Source organism: Elioraea sp. (assembly GCF_051860475.1).
Taxonomy (GTDB): domain Bacteria; phylum Pseudomonadota; class Alphaproteobacteria; order Acetobacterales; family Acetobacteraceae; genus Elioraea.
Window position 1 is genome coordinate 1 of record NZ_JBHYDW010000306.1, and the last position, 677, is coordinate 677.

General features: G+C 68.4%; 2 protein-coding genes. Both read right to left on the reverse strand.

What is annotated here, in order from left to right; translation table 11 throughout:
* Positions 1 to 448: ATP-binding cassette domain-containing protein (locus ACTIFU_RS23905; RefSeq protein WP_439580820.1), on the reverse strand; the 448-nt coding region annotated here is incomplete at its 3' end.
* A gap of 5 nt (positions 449 to 453) precedes the next feature.
* The coding region (locus ACTIFU_RS23910; RefSeq protein ID WP_439580821.1) for an oligopeptide/dipeptide ABC transporter ATP-binding protein at positions 454 to 677 on the reverse strand (224 nt) is incomplete at its 5' end.

A 677-nucleotide genomic window follows, 5' to 3' on the forward strand; every position in this document is an offset into this window, starting at 1 on the left:
GGAGCGCCGCCACCGCCTCCTTCATGATCTCGGCATGAGAGCCGCGCTTGCGACGCTCGATCGCCTCGCGCAACTGATCGCCGATCGAGAAGACCGGATTGAGCGAAGTCTGCGGGTCCTGCAGCACCATCGAGATCCGCCGCCCTCGGATCTCGCGCATCTCCGCCGGCGTGCGCTCCAGGATGTTCTCGCCGTTGAGCAGCACCTCGCCCTTGATGGTCTGGGCGCCGCCCTTCGGCAGCAGGCGCATCAGCGACAACGCCGTGAGGCTCTTGCCGCACCCCGATTCGCCCACCAGGCCCAGCACCTCGCCGCGCCTGAGCGAGAAGCTCACGCCGTCGACCGCGTGCACCTTGTCGACCACGCGTGACAGCACGCCGCCTTTGACGGCGAAGTGCTTGCGGAGGTCGCTGACGGACAGCAGCGCGCCATCTTTGTTTGCGGCCATATTGCTCATAGGATGCACGCCACCTTGTGACCGGGTGCCACTTCCTTGAGCGGCGGTATCGCCTGCGTGCAGGCCGGCATGACATAGCGGCAGCGGCTGGCGAAGCGGCAGCCCGGCGGCGGATCGAGCAGGCTCGGCACCGAGCCGGGGATCGATTCGAGGCGCGCCTGGCGGCCGGCGCTGCGGTCGACGCGCGGGATCGAGCGGATCAGCCCCTGCGTGTAGGGAT